This is a genomic window from Kitasatospora sp. NPDC092286 (assembly GCF_044755565.1).
Taxonomy (GTDB): Bacteria; Actinomycetota; Actinomycetes; order Streptomycetales; family Streptomycetaceae; genus Kitasatospora.
Genome location: NZ_JBIVRD010000058.1, coordinates 19,535 through 35,671 on the forward strand (window position 1 = coordinate 19,535; position 16,137 = coordinate 35,671).

The window sequence follows — 16,137 nt, forward strand, 5'->3', positions numbered from 1 at the left end:
GCCGCGGAGACTCTCCGCGGCCGCCCTCGTCAGGTGCGGGTGATCAGCCGGCGTACGGCTTGACCTCGATGATCCGGACCGAGGCCTGCTTGCCGTTCGGCAGCTCGTACGTCGCGTCGTCACCGATCGTCTTGCCGTCGATCGCGCGGCCCAGCGGCGACTGCGGCGAGTAGATGTCCAGGTCGTCGTCGCCGGCCACCTCGCGCGAGCCGAGCAGGAACTTCATGGTGTCGTCCTCGTCGCCGTCGAAGGCGACCGTGACGACCATGCCCGGAGCCACCACACCCGAGTCCGCCGGGGCCTCGCCGACCTTGGCGCGCTCCAGGAGCTGGGTCAGCTGTCGGATGCGCAGCTCGTACTTGCCCTGCTCCTCCTTGGCCGCGTGGTAACCGGCGTTCTCCTTGAGGTCACCCTCTTCGCGCGCCGCCTCGATCTTCTGGGCGATCTCGATGCGCCAGGGGCCGGTCAGGTGGTCCAGCTCGGCCTTGAGCTGGTCGTAGCCGGACTGAGTGAGCCAGGTCACGTGTTCGCTGGTCTGGGTCACAGGTGCTCCTCGTAGGTGCTGGGGCTGTGCTGAGGGTGTGAGTCGTCAGCCGGGGTGGTGGTGATTTCGGTCTTAACTACAAAGCAACGCCCGCTCCCGTACCATCCGGTGCGGAAGGGGCGAAATCACGAGCCTAACAACTCCCGCCGACAAGCGGGAGGGTCGTTGGCGCGCCATTGACGACAGCATTGCGCCAAGGTGTACAGCAATGGTGCGGGGCTCCTCTACGGATTCCCGCTCCCGCGATCGAATATGCGCCCGGGCGTGCCGCAACCGCCGGGGGTCACTTGGCGGGGGTGCATCCCAGCAGCTCGGCGGTGGTGCCGCGGGCGGTGGTCCGCAGGCTCACCACGGCGTCGTAGCTGGAGCCGTCCGCCGGTACGGCGAAGTCGGCCACCCCGACGACGGCGCCGTCCTCGCCCTGCGAGCGGACGGTACAGCTGCCCGCCGTGCCGTCGCCCTTGCGCACCGCCAGGTGCAGCCGCATCTCGGAGTCCGAGACCGCCTCGAAGGACGGGACGGTGCCGTTGATCTTCGTCTCGCGGATCAGGTAGGAGCCGCCGAGCCAGGCCACCAGGCCCAGCAGCAGCACGCCGCAGGCCGCGCCCACCACCTTCAGACGGCGGTCCGCCTCGCGGTCGCCGCGCCGGCCGTAGCGCCCCTCGGGCAGCTGCGGGGTGGTGGTGCCTGCGCTCATCGGGGTCAGTCCTCTCCTGGGGAGGGCGTCCCCCGGCCCGGCGGCCGGAGGGTACCCCCAGGGGCCAGGGGTGGTGCGGGGGAATGGAAGGGTCCTCCAGTCCGTCACTATAGGAGGGGCACGCCCGCGGCCGGTCCGGCGGGGGCGGGGCTCGGCCGTGTCGGCGCCATGCCCGGCCGGTCCCGCGGTGACGCGGTCCCGAACTGAGCGGCTCGGACGATGGGCAGACCGGACTTCGCGGAAGGCCCAGACATTGTGGAAGGAACGCTGGCGTTGACTGAGCAGTTGCGACTGATGGCGGTGCACGCTCACCCGGACGACGAGTCCAGCAAGGGTGCGGCCACCATGGCCATGTACGTCGACCAGGGGGTGGACGTGCTCGTGGCCACCTGCACCGGGGGTGAGCGCGGGTCGGTCCTCAACCCCAAGCTGCAGGGGCGCCCGGAGATCGAGGAGAACATCCACGAGGTCCGGCGCAAGGAGATGGACGAGGCCCGCGCGATCCTCGGGGTCACCCAGGCCTGGCTCGGCTTCGTCGACTCCGGCCTGCCCGAGGGGGATCCGCTGCCCCCGCTGCCCGAGGGCTGCTTCGCCCTGCAGGACGTGAAGGAGGCGGCCGAGCCGCTGGTCCGGCTGATCCGCGAGTTCAAGCCGCAGGTCATCACGACCTACGACGAGAACGGGGGCTACCCGCACCCCGACCACATCATGACCCACAAGATCACCATGCTGGCCTTCGACGCCGCCGGCGACCCGGACGCCTACCCGGAGGCCGGCGAGCCCTGGCAGCCGCTGAAGCTCTACTACAACCACGGCTTCCCGATGGGCCGGATCCGCGCGCTGCACGCCTACCTCACCGAGCACGGCCACGAGTCGCCGTACGGCGAGTGGATCGAGGGCTGGGAGAAGAGCGGCCGCAAGGAGCGCGAGATCACCACCCGGGTCCACTGCGGCGACTGGTTCGGCACCCGGGACCGCGCGCTGATCGCCCACGCCACCCAGATCGACCCGGACGGGCCCTGGTTCCGTGTCCCGCTGGACGTCCAGCGGGAGGTCTGGCCGACCGAGGACTACGAGCTGGCCCGCACCCTGATCGACGCCGACCTGCCGGAGGACGACCTGTTCGCCGGCCTGCGCACCCCCTCCATGGCGGTCGAGGCCGCCGACACGCGCGACTGACCCACCCCCGGTGGCCCGGCTCGTCGTGAGCCGGGCCACCATGGAGAGATGAGCACCCCCGTGAACCTCACCCACCTCGCCGCCTCGCTCGCCGTCGACGACGCCAAGGTGACCCCCGGCCTGCTGGGCTTCGTCGTCTTCGCCGCCCTCGGCGTGGCCACCTGGTTCCTGGCCAAATCGATGAACCGGCAGTTCAAGCGCGTCAACTTCGTCGAGGAGCCGGAGCCGCCGAAGGAGTGAGACACCGCCCCCGTACCGGCGCCGATGCGCGAGGATGGGGGCATGCCGAACCACCTCGCCGATGCGACCTCGCCGTATCTGCTGCAGCACGCCGAGAACCCGGTCGACTGGTGGCCGTGGGGAGTGGAGGCGTTCGAGGAGGCACGGCGGCGCGGGGTGCCGGTGCTGCTCTCGGTCGGGTACGCGGCGTGCCACTGGTGTCATGTGATGGCGCACGAGTCGTTCGAGGACGAGGCGCTCGCCGCCTACGCCAATGAGCGGTTCGTCGCGGTGAAGGTCGACCGTGAGGAGCGGCCGGACGTCGACGCCGTCTACATGGAGGCGGTGCAGGCGGCCACCGGGCACGGCGGGTGGCCGATGACGGTCTTCCTGACGCCCGACAAGGACCCGTTCTACTTCGGGACGTACTTCCCGCCCGAGCCCCGGCACGGGATGCCGTCGTTCCGGCAGGTGCTGGAGGGGGTGGACGCGGCCTGGCGCGACCGCCGGGAGGAGGTCGGTGAGGTCGCCGCCCGGATCCGGGCCGATCTGACCGAGCGGGCCTCGGTGTACACGGTGGGCGGCGGCGCCCTCCACCCGCCCGGGGCGGCCGATCTGCACCAGGCGCTGGTCGTGCTCAGCCGGGAGTTCGACGCCCGGCGCGGCGGCTTCGGGGGCGCGCCCAAGTTCCCGCCGGCCATGGTGGTCGAGTTCCTGCTGCGCCACCACGCCAGGACCGGCTCGGAGGCGGCGCTGGAGATGGCCGTCCGCACCGGCGAGGCGATGGCCCGCGGCGGGATCCACGACCAGCTCGGCGGCGGCTTCGCCCGGTACTCGGTGGACGCCGGGTGGGTGGTGCCGCACTTCGAGAAGATGCTCTATGACAACGCGCTGCTGCTGCGCGCCTACCTGCACCTGTGGCGGGCCACCGGCGACGGCCTGGCGCGCCGGACCGCGCTCTCCACGGCCGACTTCCTGCTGCGTGAACTGCGCACCCCCGAGGGGGCGTTCGCGTCGGCGCTGGACGCGGACAGCCTCGACCCGGTGAGCGGCGAGTCGACGGAGGGGGCGTACTACGCCTGGACGCCGGGCCAGTTGGCCGAGGTGCTGGGGGAGGCGGACGGCGCCCTCGCGGCCGGGCTGTTCGAGGTGACGGAGGCGGGGACGTTCGAGCACGGGGCCTCGGTGCTCCAGCTGCTGTCCGACCCGCAGGACGCCGAGGCGTACGAGCGCGTCCGGGCGCGGCTGTTCGAGGCGCGGGCCGGGCGGCCGGCGCCCGCGCGGGACGACAAGGTGGTCGCCGCCTGGAACGGGCTGGCCATCGCGGCGCTCGCCGAGACCGGCGCCCTGCTGGACCGGCCCGACCTGGTCGAGGCCGCCGAGCGCGCCGCCGACCTGCTGCTCGCCGTCCACCTCACGCCCGACGGCCGGCTGCTGCGCACCTCCAGGGACGGCCGGCCCGGTGCCAACGCGGGGGTGCTGGAGGACTACGCGGACACCGCCGAGGGCTTCCTCGCGCTGTACGCCGTCACCGGCGGGGCCGAGTGGCTGGATCTGGCCGGCGGGCTGCTGGACACCGTGCTGAAGCACTTCGCCGACGAGGCGTCCGGTGCGCTGTACGACACCGCCGACGACGCGGAGGAGCTGATCCGGCGCCCGCAGGACCCGACCGACAACGCCACCCCGTCCGGCTGGACGGCCGCCGCGGGCGCGCTGCTCGGCTATGCCGCGTACACCGGTTCGGCGCGCCACCGCACCGCCGCCGAGCGGGCGCTCGGCATCGTCGGGGCGCTCGCCTCGCGGGCCCCGCGCTTCGTCGGCTGGGGCCTGGCCGTCGCCGAGGCGCTGGCGGACGGTCCGCGCGAAGTCGCCGTGGTCGGCCCGGCCGGTGACCCGGCGACCGCCGCGCTGCACCGGGCCGCCCTGCGGGGCACCGCGCCCGGCGTGGTGGTCGCGGTCGGCGAGCCCGGGTCGGGCGGGGTGCCGCTGCTGGCGGACCGGCCGCTGGTGGGCGGCGCGCCCGCCGCGTACGTCTGCCGGCACTTCAGCTGCGAGGCGCCGACCACCGACCCGGCGGTGCTGGCGGAGCGGCTGGGGGGAACGCCCGGGGCGTGACGCGGTGCGGCCGCCGGGTCGGTAAAACGGTTGGTGTCCGACGTGACCGGGGTGGGAGACTCTGCCATGACCTGGACCTTGACCACCTCGCTGGACGACTTCCGCGCCGGGGCCGGCGGCTTCCTCGATGCCCGTCCGGTGGAGAACACCGTGCTGCTCACGGTCGTGCACCGGCTGGCCGAGCACGGGCTGGACGTCTTCGGGGAGCGTCCGCCGGTCTTCGGGTGGTGGAGCCGTGAGCCGGGCGGCCCGGTCGAGGGCGCCTTTCTGCGGACGCCCCCGTTCAGCCCGCGCCTCGGGGTGATGCCCGACGAGGCGGCGGCCGGGCTCGCGACCGAACTGGCCGCGGCCGGGGCCGGCTTCACCGAGGTCGACGGGGTGGCCGGCGGCGAGTCGGCGGTGCGGGCGTTCGCCGCCGCCTGGCAGGCCGCCACCGGGGCCGCCGAATCCGTCCGGTCCAGCGAACGCCTCTACCGGCTCGGCGAGTTGACCGAACCGCCGCGCCCGCCCGCAGGCCGCCACCGGGTGGCGGCGCCGGCCGACCGGGAGCTGCTGATCGCCTGGTACGAGGCGTTCCTGCTCGAGGTCGGGGTGCAGCTGCCCGGCGTTCCGCGCAGCGTGGACGAGCGGGTGGCCGCGGGCCTCCTGCACCTCTGGGAGGACGGCGGCCACCCGGTCGCGATGGCCGGCAACAGCCCGGTGATCGTCGGGATGTCCCGGATCGGCCCGGTCTACACCCCGCCCGAGCGCCGCGGCCACGGCTACGCCAGCGGCATCACGGCGGCGGCGTCGGCGTACGCGCGGGCGCGGGGCGCGTCGGAGGTGCTGCTCTACACCGACCTGGCCAACCCGACCAGCAACTCGATCTACCAGAAGATCGGTTACCGGCCGGTGGAGGACTGCCTGGCGCTGGACTTCCGGCGCTGACGGCCGCGCGCCGATGCGGCGCGAAGTGCCGGACAAGCCCTACTCCCAGTCCCAGCCGATCCCCAGCAGGCACGGCCGGACCGCGGAGGCCACCAGATGGACGCAGCGGTGGCCGTCCAGGGTCAACTCCTCGCTCTCGTAGGGCTTTTCGCCGGGGGAGTGGAGGGCGAAGCGGTGGCAGCGGACCGGCAGGGCGGCGGGGTGGAAGGTGACCTGGAGGACGTACTGGCCGGCGCCGGAGTTGAAGCCGCGGACGTATTCGCGGCTGGGGGCCGGTGACGGCGCGTCGTCGAAGCCGTAGCCGAGCAGCCGGGTGTCGCCGGCGCGCAGCCGGTGGTCGAGGAGGAGCTCGGCGACCAGCAGGTCGTGGGCCTGGTCGCGGCGGACCCGGCCGGGGCGGCAGTTCTCCTCGGCCCGGACGTCGACCCGGGTGATGTCGCCGCCCGGATCGCCCTGGTAGATGGCGAGATAGCGGTCGATGCCGTCGCGGTGGGCGCGCAGCGCGTGCTGGGAGTCGCGGCGGAGCATCCGGCGGTCGGCGCCGATCCGGACGCGTTCGATGTGGGCGATGGTGTGCAGGCCGGTGTCGCGCGGGCTCGCGATGGTGGCGAGCAGGTCGTCGACGGCGGTGGCCGGGGTGATGAGGTCCCGGTAGGGGAGGACGGGCGGGCCCGCGGGGCCGGCGGGGGTGGCCCGGCGGGGGCCGAGCAGCCGGGTGAGCGAGTGCTCGGGGAGTTCCAGGACCTCCTCCAGCGCGGCCACGGCCCGCAGCGACTCGGCACGTTCGGGGCGGCGGCGGCCCTGCTGCCAGTAGCTGAGGCTGGTGACCCCGACGTGCACACCGCGCAGTGCGAGGTGCCGGCGGACCCGGTGCAGGGTGAGGCCGCGGGCGGTGATGGCGGTGCGCAGGGCGAGGTGGAACGGGCCGGTGCGCAGGGCGGTGGTGAGGTCGGACTGGTCGCCGCGCTGCATGACTGCCTCCTCGTGGGCGGGTGCGGGCCGGCCCGGTTGGTCGTGAATATTCACATGTGAAGGGCGGTTTGTCACCGGTCGGGGCCTGCCGCACGGGGGTTTTCGGGGCGGTGTTCACATCCGCGCGGGGCCGTTCACACCCGGGCCCGGCCGGCGGGACGGCCGTTGACCTGGCTCTGTCAACGGCGCGATGCTCGGGGCGCGATCCGGACCGCACACCCACCCCCTCGACTCCTCTGCCTGTGCAAGGAGGCATCCCCCCATGCCAGTTCCACGGATACGGCTGCGCCGCGCGGTCTCGGTGCTCGCGCTCGGAATGATCGGCCCGGCGCTCGGCGTCGCGGTGACCACCCCCGCCCAGGCGGCGCCCGCCGCGCCCGCCCAGGTCCGTCCGGCCGCGGCGCCGGGCAGCACGCTCGACGCGGCCGGCACGTACAAGAAGCTCAACATCACCATGCAGCAGCAACAGCAGACCAACTGGTGCTGGGCGGCGAGCGGCAACACCATCGCCACCTGGTTCGGCCACACCTACAGCCAGAACCAGTTCTGCAACGCCGCGTTCGGCCGCTCGGCCAACTCCAGCTGCCCCAACAGCCAGGCCACGCTGGGCGATGTGCAGAACGGCCTGAGCTGGGCCGGCATCAACCCCGGTTCGTACGTCACCGGTTATCTGCGCTACAGCACGGTGCAGACCGAGGTGAACGCCGACCGTCCGGTGGAGACCCGGATCCAGTGGAGCTCCGGCGGCGGCCACATGCACGTGCTGTACGGCTACGACGCCGGCAACAACTGGGTCTACTGGGGCGACCCTTGGCCGTCCAACAACCGCTACAACTGGGCGGACTACAACTACTACGTGTCCAACGGCACGTTCTCCTGGACCCACTCCCTGTACCGGATCGGCGCGTGAGGGGCGATCATGACTGACCTCAGCAAGGCCCGCCGGGCCGCCGTCACCGTCCTGCTCGCCGCCGGCCTCGGCCTGGCCGTCACCCCGGCCGCGCACGCGGACGGTCCGGCGGGCGCCCCCGTCCCGGTCACCGCCGCCGAGCTGGCGCAGGCCCGTGGCGCGGCCCAGAGCCCGGCCGTCCTCGACCAGTTGGGCCACTTCTTCGCCCGCAAGGGCGTGCCGCCGACCCAGCAGCTGACCATCGGCGCGGCCGAGGAGGCACGGGCGGCGAGCGCGGCCGCCCCACGGCTGTCGGGTGAGACCGTGCCGGTGTACACGCTGGACGCGGCCTTCGTGTCCGGTACCCCGGGCGCACCGGTGGCGAAGGCCGAGTTCACCGCCAGCCGGGCCGTCTCGGCGGACGGCCAGGTCGCCTCGGTCTGGGCGGTCAAGCAGGGCGACGGCTGGCGGGTGGTCAACATCGCCTCCGGCGGCGACGAGGGCGACTACGCGGCGAAGGCGGCGGCCGGCGGTGGCGGTACGGCCTTCCGGGAGCCGCAGCTGAACGCCTGGTACGTGCTGCGCGACGGCCGGGTACTGCCGCTGGACGACGAGGCGCGGCGCTCGGTGGGCACGGCGGGGGTGGGCCTGGCGGCCTACCAGAAGCTGGTCCAGCAGCGGTACGGGGACAAGCTGCCCGGCTCGGCGTACGACCGGGCCGGGAAGGGCGGTGGCTACCAGCCCGGTGCCACCGCCACGGAGGCGGAGGGTGGCGGCACCGCGCTGCCCGCCGTCACGGCGGCCGCGGCCCTGGGCGTCACCGCGCTCGCGGGCGCGGGTGTCGTCCTGCGGCGGCGGGCGGGCGCCCGGCGAGGGTAGGGCGGCCGCGCGGAGGACGGCGGGGCCCGGGATGCGGCCGGGTCCCGTTGCCGCGGGTGCGGGTCCGTTCCCCGCTACAGGCCGGCGAAGCCCCGTTCCAGTACGGCGAAGGTGTGGTCGACCAGGTCGACGATGTCCTGCTCGCCGCGGCCCTCGGCCCAGTGCAGCACCGCCTCGGTGGTGGCGGCGCCGAGGGCGGCGGCGGTGATCCGCATGTCCAGGGTCGGCTGGTCGACGCCGGCCCGCCGGGTCAGCACGTCGAGGTAGAGCCGCTGCGGGTCGTTGGCGGTGTCGATCATCCGGGCGCGCAGCGCGGGGACTTCGCCGACCAGCCGCATCCGGGTGAGCAGTTCCTCGCGTTCGTGCTGGAGCAGTTCGCGGAGCAGGCCGATGACGGCCTCCCGGCAGGAGCGGAGGAACGGTTCGTCGGCGGGCCGGGCCAGCAGCGCGGTGATCATCGCAGGGTCGTACTCGTCGGAGAGGACGAGGTCCTCCTTGGTGGCGAAGTACCGGAAGAAGGTGGACGGCGAGACCTCGGCCGCGGCCGCGATCTGGTCGACGGTCGTGTTCTCGTACCCCTGCTCGGCGATCAGCCGGTAGGCCTCCCGGCGGATCGCCTGGCGGGTCTTCAGCTTCTTGCGTTCGCGCAGCGACAGCGGCGCTTCCAGCATCGCCTGGACCGGGTTGGCCGGGCCTGCCGGATGCGCCGTTGTCGACCGGGGTGCGCTCATACCTTCGATTATCCGTGATCGCCGGCAGGTACCGTCGTCGGCTCCTGCTCCGGTCCCGGCCCGGCCGCTCCGCGCGGTTCGGCGGTGGGCATCCGCAGCCCGACGAGCACCGCCGACAGCACCGCGACCGCCCCGGCGACCAGCAGCACCAGCGCCATGCCGTGGACGTAGGCGGCGTGCGCGGAGGCGGCCAGCGCGGGGTTCCCGGTGGCTCCGGCGATGCCGTCGGCGGCGATCACCGACTGCCCGGCCCGGTCCGCCGCCTCGGCGGGGAGGCCGGCGGTGTCCAGCGCGCCCCGGTAGGAGTCGGCCAGCAGGCTGCCGAAGACCGCCACCCCGATCGCGCCGCCCACCTGGCGGAGCGTCTGCAGCAGCCCGGAGCCGACGCCGGCCCGGCCGGGAGGCAGCGTGAGCAGGGCGGAGGCCTGCGCGGTGATGAGTGACAGCCCCATGCCGAGGCCGAGCAGGGTGAGCCAGACCGCCGCCAGGCCGTAGCCGTCGGAGACCCGGGTGCGGCTGCCGAGCAGCAGGGCGGCCGCCAGCGCGGCCAGTCCGAAGGTGATGACCGCGCGGGGGCCGATCCGGGTGACCAGCCGGTCGCCGGCCTTGGCGGCCACCATCAGGCCGAGCATCATCGGCATCAGCCGCAGGCCGGTGCCGAAGGCGTCGGCGCCGAGCACGCTCTGGAAGTAGAGCGGCAGGACGAAGAAGGCGCCGAACAGGACGACCGAGACCAGCGTGGCGCCCACCGCCGACCAGCGGAAGGTCGGGTCGGCGAGCAGCGAGAGGTCGAGCATCGGGTCGCGCTGGTGGCGGCTGCGCAGCACCAGCAGGGTGAGGGCGGCCACGGCGCCGCCGATCACGCCGAGCACCAGCGGGTCGGCCCAGCCGCGGTCGGGGCCCTCGATGATGCCGTAGGTGAGTGCGGAGAGGCCGCCCGCGCCGAGCAGGGTGGCGAGCAGGTCGATCCTGGGCGCGGTGGGGTTGCGGGTCTCCGGGAGCAGGAGCAGGCAGGCGACGATGCCGATCACGGTCAGCGGGATGTTGATCACGAAGATCGCGCCCCACCAGAAGTGCTGGAGCAGGAAGCCGCCGAGCAGTGGGCCGAGCGGGGTACCCAGGGCGAGCGCGGCGGCCAGGATCGCGGTGGCGCGGCGCTGCTCGCCCGCCGGGAACAGTCCGGGGATCACGGCCATGGACATCGGCATGACCAGGGCGCCGGCCAGGCCCATCGCGGCGCGGGCGGCGACCAGCGTGCCGGGGCTGTCGGCGAGCATGCCGACGGCGGAGGCGAGGCCGAAGAGGGCGAGGCCGACGGTGAGGGTACGGCGGCGGCCGAACCGGTCGCCGACCAGCCCGGCCGGGAGCATCACGGCGGCGAAGACCACGGTGTAGGAGTCGACGATCCACTGCTGCTGCCCGGTGGTGGCCTGTAGCTGGGAGGCCAGGGTGGGCAGGGCGACGTTGAGGATCGTCATGTCGAAGCTGATCACCAGGACGCTCAGCGCGACGGCGACCAGCGCGAGCCAGCGCCGGGGGTCGGGTGCCGTCGCGGCCCCGGGGGGCTCGGGGGGCTCGGGTGCGGGGGAGTCGGGTGCGGCGGGCACGGCAACCTCCGGGAGACTGTGGGGAAGTCCCTGTCAAATGACAGTAACTCCTAAAAGATGCCGACAGTCAATATGTCCGGCAGGTGGCCGCCCGGATACGCTCTGTCATGTGTCCTGGAAGTGCGGGTTCCGCACACGGAATTGACGCAACGTTGATCTGTCGTTCGCCGCTTCGGGGCGGTGGCGGGTGACTGTCGGTAGATAGGATGTGGCAATCGGTCAGTGCGGACCGACGCGTGCCGAGAGCGGAGAAGGGGTGGGGCGGCAGGAGCCGACCACGAGCCCGGCGCAGGAAGGGGAAGGCGAATGGCCGACAAGGAGTCGAGCGTCCAGGTCCTGGGCGCGGCGGTGGTCGTGATGTCAGCGCTGGCCGTGGTCGCGGCCTATCTGATCAACGGCGCCGCGCTGGTACTGATGGTCGCGGGGGTCGAGGTGCTGCTGCTGATGGTGTACGTCGCCCGGCGCTGGCAGGCGTTGCGCCGGCCGGCCGTGCCGCGCGGACACCGCCCGGCCGGGGGCACCCCGGACGCCGCGCACTGCGAGCGCTGCCGCCGGGCCCGCGAGGCGCTGGACGCCCGGCAGGCGCGCTCCCGTGAGCGCTCCGCCCCCCAGCGCTCCGTGCCCGGGCGCCCTGTGCCCGAGCGCCCGTTCCGCGACCGCCCGGCCCCGGAGCGCTTCGGTCGGGAGCGCCCCGCCCCGGACTGGACGGCGGAACGGGCGGCCGCCCGGTCGCTGGACCGGTCGACCGCCCGTGACGGGGTGCCGGGTTCAGCCGGCCGCGCTGTACGCCACCAGTGAGACGCCGACGTACTGCACGATGAAGGCCCCGAGGGTGAAGGCGTGGAACACCTCGTGGAAGCCGAACCAGCGCGGTGACGGGTTGGGCCGCTTGAGCCCGTACACCACACCGCCGATGCTGTAGAGCACCCCGCCGACGATCATCAGCACCATGACGGCGACGCCGCCGGTGCGCAGGAAGTCCGGCAGGAAGAACGCGGCGGCCCAGCCCAGCGCGATGTACACCGGTGTGTACAGCCAGCGTGGTGCGCCGACCCAGAACACCCGGAACGCGATGCCCGCCAGCGCGCCGCCCCAGGCCACCCAGAGCAGCACCTGCTGCGCGGCGCCGTGCAGCAGCAGGATGGTGAACGGGGTGTAGGTGCCCGCGATGATCAGGAAGATGTTCGCGTGGTCGAGCCGGCGCAGGACGGCGTCACCGCGCGGACCCCAGGTGAACCGGTGGTAGACGGCGCTCACCCCGAACAGCAGCCAGGCGCTGACCGAGTAGATCGCGCAGGCGATCTTGGCGGGGGTGGAGTCGGCCAGGCAGATCAGTACGATCCCGGCGGCGACCGTGGCGGGGAACATCCCGGCGTGCAGCCAGCCGCGCCACTTCGGCTTGCTCTCGTGGAGCTCAGCAGTCATGGGCAGCATGCTACCCGTTACCTACGGATCCGTAGGTTACTCGCGCGTAGGTAGTGGCGATCGTCACTCTTGGACGTTTTGGAGTGTTCGGAGCGACGGGTCGCGCGCCGGGGCTGGGACGGAAGCGCGTGTTTACCCATAAGTAATCATACTTAATGGAGTAAAAGGTGAGTCAATTTCACCGCTGCGCCGCAGTCGGGGCTTGGGGCCGGAGCTACGCTGCAAGCACCCTCAAACCCCCGCTACGCCGTCTCTCTGCCGAGATGGCGTGAAACGGAGCGATCGTGTCGTACGAGAACTCTGCTCTCAGCGCATCCGCGCCCACCAGCCACACGCGTCTGCTGGCCTGGGTGAGCGAGATCGCGGAGCTCACCCAGCCTGACCGCATCGAGTGGTGCGACGGTTCCGAAGAGGAGAACCAGCGCCTCGCGGACCTGCTGGTGGCTCAGGGCACCTTCCGGAAGCTCAACGAGGAGAAGCGCCCCAACTCCTACTACGCCGCCTCGGACCCCACGGACGTGGCGCGCGTCGAGGACCGCACCTACATCTGCTCCGAGCAGGAGAAGGACGCCGGTCCGACCAACAACTGGAAGGCCCCCGCCGAGATGCGGGAGGTCTTCCAGGGCACCGACGGGCTGTTCCGCGGCGCGATGAAGGGCCGCACGATGTACGTCGTGCCCTTCTCGATGGGCCCGGTCGGCTCCCCGCTGGCCGCGTACGGCGTCGAGATCACCGACTCCGCCTACGTCGCCGTGTCGATGCGGGTGATGACCCGCATGGGCCAGGCGGTGCTCGACCAGCTGGGCGAGGACGGCGACTTCGTCCGGGCCGTGCACACCGTCGGCGCCCCGCTGGCCGAGGGCCAGGCGGACGTGCCGTGGCCGTGCAACAGCACCAAGTACATCTCGCACTTCCCGGAGACCAAGGAGATCTGGTCCTTCGGCTCCGGCTACGGCGGCAACGCCCTGCTCGGCAAGAAGTGCTACGCGCTGCGCATCGCCTCGACGATGGCCCGCGACGAGGGCTGGCTGGCCGAGCACATGCTCGTCCTCAAGCTCACCCCGCCAGCCGGCCCCGCGGGCACCGCCGAGCCCAAGTACGTCGCGGCCGCCTTCCCGTCCGCCTGCGGCAAGACCAACCTCGCCATGCTCCAGCCGACCATCCCGGGCTGGAAGGTCGAGACGATCGGCGACGACATCGCCTGGATGCGCTTCGGCGCCGACGGGCGGCTGTACGCCATCAACCCCGAGGCCGGCTTCTTCGGCGTCGCCCCCGGCACCGGCGTGGACACCAACGCCAACGCCATCGAGACGCTCTGGGGCAACACCGTCTACACCAACGTCGCCCTCACCGACGACGGCGACGTGTGGTGGGAGGGCCTCACCGAGGAGCCCCCGGCGCACCTCACCGACTGGCGCGGCAACGACTGGACGCCGGAGTCCGGCACCCCGGCCGCCCACCCGAACGCGCGCTTCGCCGTCCCGGCCGCGCAGTGCCCGACCATCGCCCCCGAGTGGGAGGACCCGGCGGGTGTGCCGATCTCGGCCATCCTGTTCGGTGGCCGCCGCGCCACCGCCGTCCCGCTGGTGACGGAGTCCTTCGACTGGCAGCACGGCGTCTTCCTGGGCGCCAACATCGCCTCCGAGAAGACCGCCGCCGCCGAGGGCACCGTCGGCGAGCTGCGCCGCGACCCGTTCGCGATGCTGCCGTTCTGCGGCTACAACATGGGCGACTACTTCGCCCACTGGCTGAAGGTCGGCGCCCGGGCGGACGCCGCCAAGCTGCCGAAGATCTACTACGTGAACTGGTTCCGCAAGAACTCCGCGGGCAAGTTCGTCTGGCCGGGTTACGGCGAGAACAGCCGCGTGCTGAAGTGGATCGTCGAGCGCCTGGAGGGCACCGGCGAGGGCGTCGAGACCCCGATCGGCGTGCTGCCGACCGTGGACGGCTTCGACCTGTCCGGCCTGGACCTCTCCGAGGCCGACCGCGATCTGCTCTTCACCGTGGACGCCGACATCTGGCGCCAGGAGGCCGCGCTCGTCCCGGCCCACCTGGAGCTCTTCGGCGACCACACGCCCACCGAGCTGTGGGACGAGTACCGCGCCCTGGTGAAGCGCCTCGGCTGAGCCGGGCGCCGAACCGATCGGACAGTACGGCCGGAGCCCCGGCCGGACGGCCCTCCCGCACGAGCGGAGGCCGTCCGGCCGGGGCTCCGGCGCGAGTGCGGGGCGGAGACACCGGGTCACCGGGCGGCGGAGCGCCCGGAGCCCGCGGCCGTCCGGGGTACGTGTCGATCAAGGGCCGGTCACGGCTGGGTGTAGCCGCTGAGGAAGTCGCCGATCCGGGTGACGGCGTCGGTGATCTCCTCGGCGCGGGGGAGGGTGACCAGCCGGAAGTGGTCGGGCTCGGGCCAGTTGAAGCCGGTGCCCTGGACCAGCAGGATCCGCTGGGCGCGCAGCAGGTCCAGCACCATCTGGGCGTCGTCCTTGATCTTGTAGACCTTCGGGTCGAGCCGGGGGAAGGCGTACAGCGCGCCCTTCGGCTTGACGCAGCTGACGCCCGGGATGTCGTTCAGCAGCCGGTAGGCGGCGTCCCGGGACTCCAGCAGCCGCCCGCCGGGCAGGACGAGGTCCTTGACCGACTGCCGGCCGCCGAGCGCCGCGGCCACCGCGTGCTGGGCGGGCATGTTGGCGCAGAGCCGCATCGAGGCGAGCACCGTCAGGCCCTCGATATAGCTGTGGGCACGCTGGCGTTCGCCGGAGAGCACCATCCAGCCGGAGCGGAAACCCGCCACCCGGTACGCCTTGGACAGGCCGTTGAAGGTGACGCAGAAGAGGTCCGGCGCCAGGGTGGCCAGCGGGATGTGCTCGGCGTCGTCGTAGAGGATCTTGTCGTAGATCTCGTCCGCGTAGACCACCAGCTGGTGCCGGCGGGCGATCTCGACGATGCCCTCCAGCACCTCGCGCGGGTAGACCGCGCCGGTCGGGTTGTTCGGGTTGATCACCACGATCGCCCTGGTCCGGTCGGTGACCCTGGCCTCGATGTCGGCGAGGTCCGGGTACCACTCGGACTGCTCGTCGCAGCGGTAGTGCACGGCGGTGCCGCCGGCCAGCGAGACGGAGGCCGTCCAGAGCGGGTAGTCCGGGGCCGGGACGAGCACCTCGTCGCCGTCGTCCAGCAGCGCGGTCATGGCCAGCTGGATCAGCTCGGAGACGCCGTTGCCGAGGAAGACGTCCTCGACGCCGAGCCCGTGCAGGCCGCGCTCCTCGTAGTGCATCACCACGGCGCGGCGGGCGGACAGCAGACCCTTGGAGTCGCCGTACCCGTGCGCGGACGCCAGGTTGCGCAGGATGTCCTGGAGGATCTCGGGGGGCGCCTCGAAGCCGAACACGGCGGGGTTGCCGGTGTTGAGCTTCAGGATGCGGTGGCCCTGCTCCTCCAACCGCATCGCCTCGTCGAGCACCGGGCCGCGGATGTCGTAGCAGACGTTGGCGAGCTTGCTGGACTGGATGACCTGCATGCCTGCTTACTTTAGGGGCAGAACGGCGCTGGTCGGGCCGTGTCCCGGGACGCGATCGAAGGACCCCGGGAGCCCTCCTTCGATCGGCAGGCCGGGGTGGCCGACGGGCCTTCCAAACCGGGGCCGGGCCGCCCGGGAGAGTGCCGTAGGCGAGGAAGCCGGGCGGAAAGCCGTGCGGGACGAGACGGAGGGCACACCGCTTCGGGCGCCCCCGGCCGCGCGGGCGGGGCGGACTTTCCCGGCCGGGCCGCGGTGCCGCGGTGGCCTCCCCGTGGATGATGTGGTCGGTGCGGCGCCCTGAGTCGGCGTTCGCCGCGCCGACCGGACGTGGACGGACGCCGGTCGGACACCCCGGGCCCGGGGTGTCCGACCGGCGGGGAGCGCGAGGGGGCGGGCCGGGCTCGCAGCCCGGGGGGGGGGGGGGGTGGGCCGG

Annotated in this window: 15 protein-coding genes; 8 read left to right on the plus strand and 7 right to left on the minus strand. The window is 72.9% G+C overall.

The window, feature by feature from the left end; translation table 11 throughout:
- Nucleotides 1–43: 43 nt before the first annotated feature.
- Together greA and ACIQIB_RS36390 are read right to left on the minus strand one after the other, a co-directional pair.
- Nucleotides 44–544 carry a transcription elongation factor GreA gene (gene greA / locus ACIQIB_RS36385; protein ID WP_363607407.1) on the minus strand — a complete coding sequence of 167 codons (501 nt, stop codon included), beginning with the start codon at nt 542–544 and terminating at the stop codon, nt 44–46.
- A gap of 283 nt (nt 545–827) precedes the next feature.
- Entirely contained in the window at nt 828–1,241 is a 414-nt protein-coding gene (locus ACIQIB_RS36390) for a DUF4307 domain-containing protein (RefSeq protein WP_363607408.1), read from the minus strand.
- A gap of 273 nt (nt 1,242–1,514) precedes the next feature.
- Between ACIQIB_RS36390 and mca the strand changes: the two genes are divergently transcribed.
- The 4 genes from mca to ACIQIB_RS36410 all read left to right on the plus strand — a co-directional run bounded on the left by mca (nt 1,515) and on the right by ACIQIB_RS36410 (nt 5,681).
- Nucleotides 1,515–2,420, plus strand: a complete 906-nt coding sequence (gene mca / locus ACIQIB_RS36395) for a mycothiol conjugate amidase Mca (protein WP_363607409.1) — start codon at nt 1,515–1,517, stop codon at nt 2,418–2,420.
- A 48-nt stretch (nt 2,421–2,468) separates the two neighbouring features.
- Nucleotides 2,469–2,660, plus strand: coding sequence for a hypothetical protein (locus ACIQIB_RS36400; protein WP_363607410.1), 192 nt, complete (start codon nt 2,469–2,471; stop codon nt 2,658–2,660).
- A 42-nt stretch (nt 2,661–2,702) separates the two neighbouring features.
- Nucleotides 2,703–4,754, plus strand: a complete 2,052-nt coding sequence (locus ACIQIB_RS36405) for a thioredoxin domain-containing protein (RefSeq protein ID WP_400763315.1) — start codon at nt 2,703–2,705, stop codon at nt 4,752–4,754.
- A gap of 66 nt (nt 4,755–4,820) precedes the next feature.
- Complete coding sequence (locus ACIQIB_RS36410; protein WP_400763317.1) at nt 4,821–5,681, plus strand: GNAT family N-acetyltransferase; 861 nt, start codon at nt 4,821–4,823, stop codon at nt 5,679–5,681.
- 39 nt (nt 5,682–5,720) lie between these two features.
- Here ACIQIB_RS36410 and ACIQIB_RS36415 read toward each other — a convergent pair whose 3' ends face one another.
- Entirely contained in the window at nt 5,721–6,653 is a 933-nt protein-coding gene (locus tag ACIQIB_RS36415; RefSeq protein ID WP_400763319.1) for a hypothetical protein, read from the minus strand.
- Nucleotides 6,654–6,969: 316 nt separating this feature from the next.
- Between ACIQIB_RS36415 and ACIQIB_RS36420 the strand changes: the two genes are divergently transcribed.
- Nucleotides 6,970–7,563: a papain-like cysteine protease family protein gene (locus ACIQIB_RS36420; protein WP_363607481.1), complete on the plus strand. Its 594-nt coding sequence runs from the start codon at nt 6,970–6,972 to the stop codon at nt 7,561–7,563.
- A 9-nt stretch (nt 7,564–7,572) separates the two neighbouring features.
- Nucleotides 7,573–8,421 (plus strand): hypothetical protein, encoded by an 849-nt coding sequence (locus tag ACIQIB_RS36425; protein WP_400763322.1) that lies wholly within the window; start codon nt 7,573–7,575, stop codon nt 8,419–8,421.
- Between the two features lie 74 nt (nt 8,422–8,495).
- Here the strand turns inward: ACIQIB_RS36425 and ACIQIB_RS36430 are convergent, their stop codons facing one another.
- Nucleotides 8,496–9,152: a TetR family transcriptional regulator gene (locus ACIQIB_RS36430; RefSeq protein WP_363607421.1), complete on the minus strand. Its 657-nt coding sequence runs from the start codon at nt 9,150–9,152 to the stop codon at nt 8,496–8,498.
- Nucleotides 9,153–9,160: 8 nt separating this feature from the next.
- Entirely contained in the window at nt 9,161–10,759 is a 1,599-nt protein-coding gene (locus ACIQIB_RS36435) for an MFS transporter (protein WP_400763324.1), read from the minus strand.
- 306 nt (nt 10,760–11,065) lie between these two features.
- Here ACIQIB_RS36435 and ACIQIB_RS36440 point away from each other — a divergent pair, with 306 nt between their 5' ends.
- Nucleotides 11,066–11,557, plus strand: coding sequence for a hypothetical protein (locus tag ACIQIB_RS36440; protein WP_363607423.1), 492 nt, complete (start codon nt 11,066–11,068; stop codon nt 11,555–11,557).
- Here ACIQIB_RS36440 and ACIQIB_RS36445 read toward each other — a convergent pair.
- Complete coding sequence (locus ACIQIB_RS36445; protein ID WP_363607424.1) at nt 11,528–12,193, minus strand: hemolysin III family protein; 666 nt, start codon at nt 12,191–12,193, stop codon at nt 11,528–11,530. The genes ACIQIB_RS36440 and ACIQIB_RS36445 overlap by 30 nt on opposite strands.
- A gap of 275 nt (nt 12,194–12,468) precedes the next feature.
- On the opposite strand from ACIQIB_RS36445, the gene ACIQIB_RS36450 reads away from it, so the two are divergent.
- Nucleotides 12,469–14,310, plus strand: a complete 1,842-nt coding sequence (locus ACIQIB_RS36450) for a phosphoenolpyruvate carboxykinase (GTP) (protein WP_400659167.1) — start codon at nt 12,469–12,471, stop codon at nt 14,308–14,310.
- 179 nt (nt 14,311–14,489) lie between these two features.
- On the opposite strand, the gene ACIQIB_RS36455 is transcribed toward ACIQIB_RS36450, so the two are convergent.
- Nucleotides 14,490–15,704: a pyridoxal phosphate-dependent aminotransferase gene (locus ACIQIB_RS36455; RefSeq protein ID WP_363607426.1), complete on the minus strand. Its 1,215-nt coding sequence runs from the start codon at nt 15,702–15,704 to the stop codon at nt 14,490–14,492.
- Between the last annotated feature and the right edge of the window lie 433 nt (nt 15,705–16,137).